The organism is Candidatus Hydrogenedentota bacterium (genome assembly GCA_012523015.1).
In the GTDB taxonomy this organism is placed as follows: Bacteria; Hydrogenedentota; Hydrogenedentia; order Hydrogenedentales; family CAITNO01; genus JAAYBJ01.
In genome coordinates this window covers 1-10,103 of the sequence record JAAYJI010000163.1, presented here as the reverse complement: position 1 = coordinate 10,103, position 10,103 = coordinate 1, and the positions used below count along the sequence as shown (strand labels likewise).

Annotated in this window: 5 protein-coding genes; 3 read left to right on the top strand and 2 right to left on the bottom strand. The window is 48.2% G+C overall.

The window, feature by feature from the left end; all coding sequences use genetic code 11:
• Positions 1-343: 343 nt before the first annotated feature.
• A complete protein-coding gene (locus tag GX117_07025) occupies positions 344-1,567 on the top strand; it encodes a hypothetical protein (GenBank protein ID NLO33090.1) in 1,224 nt (407 codons plus the stop codon).
• 24 nt (positions 1,568-1,591) lie between these two features.
• Positions 1,592-2,476, top strand: coding sequence for a hypothetical protein (locus GX117_07020; protein ID NLO33089.1), 885 nt, complete (start codon positions 1,592-1,594; stop codon positions 2,474-2,476).
• Positions 2,477-2,617: 141 nt separating this feature from the next.
• Here the strand turns inward: GX117_07020 and GX117_07015 are convergent, their stop codons facing one another.
• A complete protein-coding gene (locus tag GX117_07015; GenBank protein NLO33088.1) occupies positions 2,618-5,674 on the bottom strand; it encodes a hypothetical protein in 3,057 nt (1,018 codons plus the stop codon).
• A gap of 380 nt (positions 5,675-6,054) precedes the next feature.
• Between GX117_07015 and GX117_07010 the strand changes: the two genes are divergently transcribed.
• Positions 6,055-8,853: a hypothetical protein gene (locus GX117_07010; GenBank protein ID NLO33087.1), complete on the top strand. Its 2,799-nt coding sequence runs from the start codon at positions 6,055-6,057 to the stop codon at positions 8,851-8,853.
• Positions 8,854-8,859: 6 nt separating this feature from the next.
• On the opposite strand, the gene GX117_07005 is transcribed toward GX117_07010, so the two are convergent.
• A partial coding sequence (locus tag GX117_07005) for a DUF1846 family protein (protein ID NLO33086.1) occupies positions 8,860-10,103 on the bottom strand: 1,244 nt, incomplete at its 5' end.

Sequence of the window (10,103 nt, the reverse complement as noted above, 5' to 3'; positions counted from 1 at the left end):
CTGAAGTTTGCGAACGATCTGTTCCGGATTGTGACGTTTCCTTTTCGACATAATCAAGTCTCCTTGCCCGAAGGGCAGATGCGAAACTCTCATTATACATGGACCAGTTTACGGGGGGCACACCACCGCCGCTTATAGAAAACGCGCAGCCGTGAGTTTTTTGCACATCCCGGGATGCCTGTGTTATTTTACACTATTCTTTTCAATCACTAACATATTTGTGTGAGGAACAACTTTGCATCAGCCCTTGGGCTGTTCAACAAAAATCTCTGCGCCGGCGTCGACACACAACGATGAAACGGATACAAAATGAGACGCCGGCCAACACCTAAGGATCTGTACTATGAAAAAGTTATTGTGTTGTGCTGCCGTGCTGCTTACCCTTGTAGGTGTTTCTGGCAGCTATGCTGATGGTGTCGTAGAATTAGCCTCAGGGGCATGGTTCTTCGACAATACGGACAACATCCTGCAAGCCGCAAAAAGCGAAGATCTTGTGCTCGTTGGAGAACACACATTGATAACGGGACCTAATGGCAAAGGGGCAGTGCATATTGGCAAAGAAAGTTACTATGAATGTGTGCACGGGATCCCATCTCCGAACAAGGGTCTGATCAATCAATATACGATTGTGATGGATGTGCGCACTACCTTTGAAGATCGTTTTTTTGCACTCTACCAGACCGACCCGGAAAACAAACGAGATAACAACTGTGAATTAATGAATCGACAACGCAACCTCGGCCGCATGCCAACAGGAAGATCTCATATAGAATGCGTTGAGGCAAACGCTTGGACTCGTATCGCGATTGTCGTGGACAATAGCAATGGTATTTTCGACATTTATGTTAACGACGACCGTGTCTTACTCGGTATTGGTCAACCCGTGGATGGAGATTACGCTTTACAAGAAAAAGTCCTCCTCTTTGCCGACGATGATGGCGACGACGGCCCCCTTGATGTATCACGGGTACTTATTTTTGGATTTCCGCTCAGTGCCGAACAAATCCTTGCCCTGAATAAAGAACTGCCCGTTTGTGAAAATGGCTGTAAGCCTGCGCAGGTTATGAATGTCAAATCGCCATCTGAAACAGTTACAAGCAAACGGAATGCCTTTCAGTTTGATCTTCCGGAAGATTGCGGTGAATTGCTGCAGTATCGTATGGACTGGGACGATGGTTCTATTGGCCGCTGGAGTCTGCTGCTGCCGCAATTCGCTAAACTGCGCGCACATCATGCCTACAATCTGCCCGGTACCCAAGAACTAAAGGTACAACTGCGCAACGAGTGCGGCATTATCTCGGACTGGCTCCCCTTCGCGCAGGTGGAAGTCAAAGGCCCTCCGCAAGTCCGTGCGCTCACAACCGCCTACCAACAAGATCTGCGCCAAGATGGTATCACGCTCATGTGGGAAGCTAACTGTAATTTACCCGGAGAAGTACATTTAGGCAAGACCAAAGATGAATTGGCACAACGTGTCCAAGCCTCCACAGTTCCCTCCGGCTTCGATTCTATGATTTACAAGTCGACAAACACTGATCTGGAGCCCGGTACCGTCTATTTTTATTAGGTCAAGCTGGCTGGACAATACCCTATGGGCAAAGGTTCCTTCCGCACCGCTCCCGCAGCCTTTGAACCCTTCAGCTTCTGCGTCTGGTCGGACAGCCAGGGTTTTTGTCGCGAAAACCCAAGTAACCGCCACGAACCCACCAACTCAATGATGAAACACATGGGTGCAAGTGATGCTAATTTTGCCGTTACCACCGGCGACTTGGCAGAAGATGGTGCCGATTATAAAGATACGCGCCAGTTCTTTTTAGATCGCGTTGCTAAATATTTAGGGACACAAAAACCTTTCTTTATTGCCTGGGGAAACCATGATTCCTATGGCAATTCCATACTGCGCAAATTCTCTGATAATCCCAGCAAAAATCGTGAAGGTTTCGGACCCGGCAACGGCGCCTTTGCTTTTAGCTATGCCCAATGCCGTTTTATTTGCCTTGATTACAGTTCCATGTACTCCGATATTGATTCTTGGCTTGAAGGCGAATTGCAATCACCGGAATCAAAAAATGCACGGCATCGTTTCCTTTTCGTGCACGTGCCCCCCTATTGCGAAATCTGGGTGGATGGCGATGCACTGCTGCGCAAAACGCTGGTTCCGCTCATGGAAAAATACGGTGTTGAAGCCTGTTTCAGTGGACATACCCACGCTTATGAACGAGGCTTTTTAAACAATGTTCATTACATTATCACCGGCGGCGGCAGCTGGCTGGATCACGGTGAAACGGTCGTGAAAGAATGGCCTCACTCCATTGTGGGCGGGAAAACACCGGTTGGTTCTTATGAACTTGGTTTGGTCAATGAATATGTCCGCATCATTGTTGATGAAGAGGGATGGCGCGGCGAATGTGTCGCCTTCAATCCTGATGGAAGCGAGGTGGGCGTAATCGACACCTTTCATAACGATAAACCCTGAGTCTTAGAACTTTAGGCTTTCGAAAAAACGCTTGTGATTATCCAAAAGTGGGAGTGAACTTTCACTCCCACTTTTTCTTTTAAAGGAAGGGGAAAACCAATCAATGGGGCGCGAGATTCCGCTCCGCATAATCTGTGTTTGTTAGTGCAACGGCACGATAAGACTGCCTGAATACCCTAAGGGCATGTAGGCATGATCTTCGCTGAAACGAAGGGTCGACGGATAGCCCATGACGGGCGTCAATGAAAGCATTTGATAGGGATCCGTATCCAAGTCAAATGAAGCAACGGCTGCTCCTGATACGGACAGAAAAGCCTGACTATTTTTTACGCCCAGCAGAGAAGACCAAATCCAGCCAAAATTATGAGTCGTGCCTCGGATGAAGCGTCCGTCGTCAGTGAGACGCAAGACACCCATTTTATAACCTTCTTCTCGTTCTTGCTGCACTATAGTATCTTCCCTAATCAAGCTGTCGGCTCCACTTTCCTCAGTGTAGGAAATAGCATAGGCATAACCGAGATAGACGATATTGTTGCCGTCTATTTTCACATCATCACTGAGATAAGGCATCAGTTCAGAATCACGCAAAATAAACTTTTCAAAGTGCTGAAGTTCGCCGCTGCGCAACAAGGTTACCACGTTATAGTTATTTGTATATTGGCTGTCCTCTAAGACAATCACCTGACTGTTTGGGCTTTTATAGAAAAAGGTGCCGGGTACATTGACAGCTTCTGTAATTTCCATGGAGACAGGATCAAGGACTTGCAAATAACAGGCTGATAGCGGATAGTAATTATCGAGATATTGAAGGACTTTTTCGGTAGAGATATAAATGAATCCCTCAGCGCTGCGCACGTTTCGGACATGATCATAGCCCAGCCCGACATATTCGATTGCGCTATCTTCCCGCGCCAAATCAATGAGCGCCAATCCTTGTTGCGGCTTGCTGTTTCCTAACACGGTTTCAAAGGTGCTGCCGTAGCCGCGCAGGACAAGGTAATCCCCTGCCAGTACAGCATAATCGTTTGTCGAGGAGTAATAAGGATAATAATAGCGGCGCATCATTACATCCATCATCGGGTAATAGTATCCCCCGCCCCTGCCTCCAAACCAACCGGGCTCCAGTTTGACATTCCATTCCCGACGAAGGAGCGGGTGATCAACCTCCGAACAATCAACCCCTACTACACGATAATAGGATTGATAGTCAGGCTCATATTCCCAAAAAGAACCGGAGATTATGAGCTGTTGATTCCATACAAAAGAGGCAGAAAAACCGGTATAGGGAAGTTCCACTTCACCTCCCTCTCGCCCGTCCAGATGCTTTAGTTTAATGAGGGTGTCGTTGGCGTCGTAACGGGTTATAATTTCAGCAAACCATCCTTCTCCTAAAGGTACTATGTCTGAAATATTTTCTGCCAAGGAAAGCGAATTCTCAACAACCGGCTGCGCAATATCGTCTCCGTCGATGACGGCAAGTTGTTCCTGGGTGACTGCATAATAGCGGTCGGACCAAGCAAAGGAACGGACAACGCTTCCCTGCAAGTCTACAAATCCTTGTGTATTCAGCTGTTGTTCATTCCATGAAACGAACTGAAGGCGATCATAGCCGCCGCTTCCGCCGTTCCAACCGCTGAAGGGCACCAAAACCATGTCATCAAAAACCGAGAGTGATTTCACGTCATCATAGGCAGAAGACCAAGACCAACCATCACCGAAACTCACATAATCAAGACGTTGGGGATCTTCAGGGTTACTGACATCAAAAAGACTCACCATGACCCGCCAGCCTCCTTCATCATCAACGCCCAAGGCGATTAATCTGTCGCCTCGCGGTTCGATATGGGTAGACCAACCGGGTATTTCCAATTTTCCCGAAACTTCCGGATTACTAGGATCGGAAAGATCCACAACAAAGAGCGGATCTTTCGTTAGATAGGTGACAATATAAGCGCGGGACTGATCAAAGCGCGTGGCGTAGACAGTTTCACCGGAAGCACTTTCGAGGAGGGCCTGTCCCAGTTCTATGAGATTATCGGGGTCGCTGAGATCAAAGGTGGTTATCAGCGTATTCCGTTCGGGGAACCAGGTGTTGGTCACCACGCGTAACACACCATCCCACACGTCCATTTTGAAACGATCCGCCATATAGCCTGGAACATCCACGGCACCGCGCACGCGAATAGCGCCATCGGGATCGTTGATATCCACATAGGTTATGATGCTGTTATTGGTGTTGTAATCATTGTTCACGCAAAAAATCGCGCTATTGGTGGCTTGAATTAAATTACCGTAGCCTCCAAAATTCACCCGATCGACGAGGACCACATTGGCGGGGTCGGCAGTATTTACGCTGATTGCCCACGTGGTTCCATAGGATTTGTTCGCAGACGCAGTATTGAAAACAGGGGTGTCATCGTCGGCTTCGTAATAACTGTAATCGCTGCACACTGCGTACAAGATGGTACCTACGAGGCGGCTATCGACTAAATCCCCGTCAAAGGTAAATTTATTTTCGAGTATCACCTCTTCCGGATCGCTCACATCAAAGAGGTAGAGTATAGAACCGTTTTCAACTTGGAACTGATTCTTTTCATAGCGTACTGTTTGCGCATAACTGACCAATACGTAGGCTTTATCGTCTATGAGATACAGGTCGCGTGGGAAGCCGACGGTAGGCGTTTGTGACAGGAGTGTTTCTGTGGCAAGATCAACAATGGTCAAGCCTCGGTATTGGTTGAGTATATACAAGAGATTGTCGGAACGTCGAATGACGTCAGGTTCCACCAATTCGCGATTTTTACCCTCTCCGGAAATAGCTTCCTCATCCTCTGCATACTCTACATCCGGCGCGATTCGGTATTGATAGTCTTCACCGGCACTGGTAAATTCCGGAAATTCAGATTCGCCTTCCGTCTCAATTTCACCTTCCACCGGGCTTTCACCCTCGAAGGGATACTCGCCCTCCCTAACTATTTCGCCTTCCACCGGGCTTTCGCCCTCCCAAACTATTTCGCCTTCCACCGGACTTTCGCCCTCGAAGGAATACTCGCCTTCCGTCTGAATTTCACCTTCCGGCGCTTCGCCTTCTCCCTCTCCGTCATTTCCCGGGGGATGAAAAAATAAATGGCAACCGCTCAACGTCAATACGATTACGATACCACAACAAAGAAACAGGGAATTTAAGGTGGTTTTCATGACCATGACCTCTACATAAAGTTGAACTGCATTATCAAAAATTTCACGCTTCACCGCCTCTGCGGTTGCGCGATACGAATAGCAAAATACAAGCCCAAACCCATTCAACTGTATTTACGTTATGGCGAACTGTCGGATGTCAAGACTTCCTCGACGCACAACTACTTATTCGTCGTAGCCTTTGCAAAAAAGTCGCGTTATTAAAAGGTATTACATCTTTTATCGTCTTATATAGTATACAATAAGCGGCTGAAAACGTTACTTTCCCCAAAGAATTTTCATCTTAAAAAATCAGTCTATTGAAATGATACAGCATAAAAACGCAAACTAAGAGGCTTGCACAGCAACACTAGCCATCCAATAATTCGGAGTATCTCTTTATGCCTTTTTTCGCTCGCCCTAAAACACAATTCATGATCTCTTTAAGCTTCACTTTATGCTTGGTCTTCGTATCTGCATTTCAGATTGCCCACGGGGAGGAGACGCCTTGGGCACAGCCTGATGCAGGGCTCAAACAACGTTTTTTAGCGCCGCCTGCCGATACGCGTATTCTGAAAATGATCCATCAGTTGCCGGACGAAGCGGAAAAGCTGCCTTTGTTCTTAGAGCTGTTAAAGCGTCAAGGTTTCGGCGGTGCCGTTACGAATGTGTCTTTCACAGACTATTTCAAAAGTGAGGCTAAATGGGAGTCCTTTATTCAAGGAATTCAAGAAGCCAAAAAACAGGGCTTTGCCTTGTGGCTTTATGATGAATGCGGTTACCCTTCGGGCCCTGCCGGCGGATTGACCTTAGTTGATCATCCCGAATATGAGGCAGAAGGACTCCATGTAATAGACGCCTCTGCCCATGAGGGCAAGGTCTCTTTTGCATTGCCGCCGGGCACCTTGGAACAAGCCTTTGCCGTACCAATATTTGAGGGTGTAGGTAATCTGCAGGAAGCCATTGATGTTTCCAATGCTATTAAAGACGGGCATTTTGAATGGGATACCCCCGACGGCGACTGGCGTGTCTGTGTATTTACCAAGAGCAAACTTTACGAAGGTACCCACGCCGAAGCGAGCATCGCTTTTAAGTTTCCTTATATTGATTTGCTTGCACCCGAACCGACAGCTCGTTTTATTGAGATCACCCACGACGAATACGCACGGCGGCTGGGTTCGGATCTGGGCAAATTTTTTGAATCCACCTTCACCGATGAACCTTCTTTAATGAGCGTCTTTTTAAGCAAACAAAAAAACAGTGTTCTGCCGTGGTCGCCTGTTTTAAGAAAAGCTTTTCAGGAACAACAAGGTTATGACATATCTTCTCTGTTACCGGCTTTGGTGATGGATACAGGCGCTGAAGGCAAGAAAATTCGTTACGATTTTTGGCAGACCATCGGCAATCTGGTTTCAGAAAATTATTTCGGGCAATTGCAGCAATGGGGACGGAACCATAATATTCCAAGCGGCGGGCATCTGTTGGCAGAAGAAATGTTCCTTGCACACATTCCCTTTTATGGTAATTTTTTTCAATGCCTGCGCCGTTTCGATACGCCCGGCATGGACTGTCTTACGAGCCTGCCCCATGAAGTACCCGTAAACGTGGCGCGCATGATCGGCAGTGTTGCCGATCTTGATGAACGTCCATTGACTATGTGTGAAACCTCCAATCATTCTCAGCACTACCGCCCCGAAGGAGATACCCGTCCCGTACGCGTGGTTTCTGAGGATGAGATTCGAGGTACTTGCAACCTGTTGATGATCAACGGCATTAATACGATTACCAGTTATTATGTTTTCAAGGGATTTGAGGATGAGCAATTGAAGCGAATCAATGATTGGGTGGGCCGCTGCTGCACGCTGTCGCGGGGCGGCTACCAAGTCAATGATGTTGCATTGCTCTATCCGGTGGAATCGGGCTGGATACACTTCACGCCCTCCAATCATTGGGTCGATGAGGTGTCTGCGGAGGCCCGATCTATTGAACGTATTCTGCACAGCGCAGAAAACGATCTATTCCGTTCGAAGCGAGGCTATACCCACATCGATACACAGACCCTTGTTGAGGCGCGGGCAGAAAGCGGCGCTCTTAAATTTAAGAATCTGTCCTGGCGCGTTGTTGTTTTGCCGGCAGTAGACACCCTGCCCTTAGCTGCTTGGAAAAAACTGGAAGCCTTTTATCAGTCGGGCGGCGTAATCTTCGCACTGGGAGCACGGCCGCAAAACAGCGAAAGCCTTTTCCCGTCTGAAGAAGTTTTGACCCTGGCCAACACCCTCTTTGGCACCGGCGGCGAGGTGCAGATTATCACGAATGAATCCGGAGGCGCAGGCATCTTTCTCCCCCATGGTATGGAATCACTCTTAGCCGCCTTGCTAGACGATATTTTAGAAAAGGACGGAAGCTTTAACAACAACAGTGACTCTTTACGGATGAGTCACCGTTTTGTGGATGACGCCCATCTTTATTTTCTTATCAATGACAGCAGTCAAGCGTGGGAAGGGACCATGGATCTGCCTTGTGATGGGAAGGTAGAAGCGTGGGATCCGGAAACAGGCACCGTGGTCGAGCTCCAATCAGCCGCCAATATCCCGGTATCATTGAAAGCTTATGGCGCCATGTTCTACCGGCTTGACAACGTCGTGAAACCGCGTAAGAAAATTTTCACATCAAGTAATGTACCGAAAATCATGTATTCTGCTCTGCCGTTGGTGATCCCGGAATTAGCACACGGCACCTATGTCATCCCGTCACAAGAACAGAATGAATTGTTGGGCGCGCTCTCCACCCCTGTTTGGCAATTCACGGCGCAGCTGACAGAAAGTAATGTAGACTGCTTTCTTTTCGCCTCTTTCAATTTTCCCGAATTTTTGGATTTAAGTCATGAATCGTTTCTATCGTTACGCGTTGGACTGCCGGAAAAGCAAAAAATATCGAATGCCTTGTTGGTGGTTTTACGAGATGCAACAGGCGCGGAATATTTAGCAGAGGGGGGTATCACGCTTAATGCAGCCGGAGATCACCGACTCCATATCCCTTTAAAGAACTTCGCGACGGCACACTGGAGCATCATACAAGATAAGCCCTTAGATTTGTCTCAGATCAGTGCTGTTCGTATCGGTTGGGGCGGCTACTTTGGAAGTGCTGGAGAAACAGTTCAATTTAGCTGTGCCATTCCGGAACTGGCGCGATTGCGCTAGCGCGCGTTATTGGATATATAGGCGTTCTGTGGCGAAGGCGGCATCACTGGTAAGGTTGATGCTGAGCGCGCGCAGCCCTGCTTCATCGCCCGGTGTTGGGATATGGGTCAAGTGCATATCGCAATCTTTCAGATGCTTGAGCTGTTCCACCGCCAAGGTTGTGGCGCTATTAAACGGCATGGACGCGCCCACAGCGATGAGCGCTTCCTCTAAATCGAGACTGATGCTCTTTCCGTTTTTTATTACGCGCTTCATATCACCGATGGCTTGGATAATGTGCGGAGAAATCAAGTGGATCTTATCGGGGATCTCTGCCAAATATTTGATCGCATTCAAGACCGTACTCGTCGCGGCATGCATTAACGACGAATTGCAGCCCGTTATGATGGTATCGTCATGTAATTCAATTGCTGCGCCGCAAAAAATACCATCATTCCCTTTATTGGTCTTTGTCGCTCGTGCCGCGGCTTCCCGTGCAGCGCGTACGACGTTCCGATCCTCCACCTGAACGTCCAGTTCGTTCATGAGTAATTCAACGCGCTCCACCGTATCGCGCTCAGCTAAGCCCATCAAATATTCGCAACGGCTGCGCAGCACACGGCGAACCACTTCTTGCCGTGCTGCTTCACGGGTCACCTCGTCATCATCAATACTGAAACCGACGCGATTCACGCCCATATCGGTCGGTGATTTATAGAAACATTCCTGTCCGGAAATTTTTTCGAGTATCCGCCGAACGAGCGGGAAGGCGTCCACATCCCGAGAATAATTTACGGCTGTTTTTCCGTACACATCAATATGAAAAGGATCAATCACATTGACATCCCGTATATCGGCAGTTGCCGCCTCATACGCTACATTGACAGGATGTTTGAGCGAAAGATTCCAAATAGGAAAGGTTTCGAATTTGGCGTACCCGGCGCAAACTCCCCGTTCGAATTCATGGTAGAGTTGGGAAAGACAGGTACCCAGTTTGCCGCTTCCAGGTCCCGGACCGGTCACAACAACCAAAGGCTGGGTCGTTTCAATAAAACTGTTGCTGCCATAACCCTCGGGACTGACAATAGTCTCCACATCGGTGGGATAACCTTTGGTCGCTCTATGGGTATAGACCTTTAAGCCGCGCCGCTCTAATTTATTTTTAAAGACAAGGGCAGATGGCTGGTCTTCAAAACGTGTGATGACCACGGCCGTAACATCTAGGTTCCAGTCACGCCGCAAATCGTCGATCAGTTTCATCACGTCTACAT

Coding starts and splice junctions, on each gene's coding strand:
- GX117_07020 (NLO33089.1), top strand. CDS start 1,592: ATGGGCAAAGGTTCCTTCCGCACCGCTCCCGCAGCCTTTGAACCCTTC.
- GX117_07015 (NLO33088.1), bottom strand. CDS start 5,674: ATGAAAACCACCTTAAATTCCCTGTTTCTTTGTTGTGGTATCGTAATC.
- GX117_07010 (NLO33087.1), top strand. CDS start 6,055: ATGCCTTTTTTCGCTCGCCCTAAAACACAATTCATGATCTCTTTAAGC.
- GX117_07025 (NLO33090.1), top strand. CDS start 344: ATGAAAAAGTTATTGTGTTGTGCTGCCGTGCTGCTTACCCTTGTAGGT.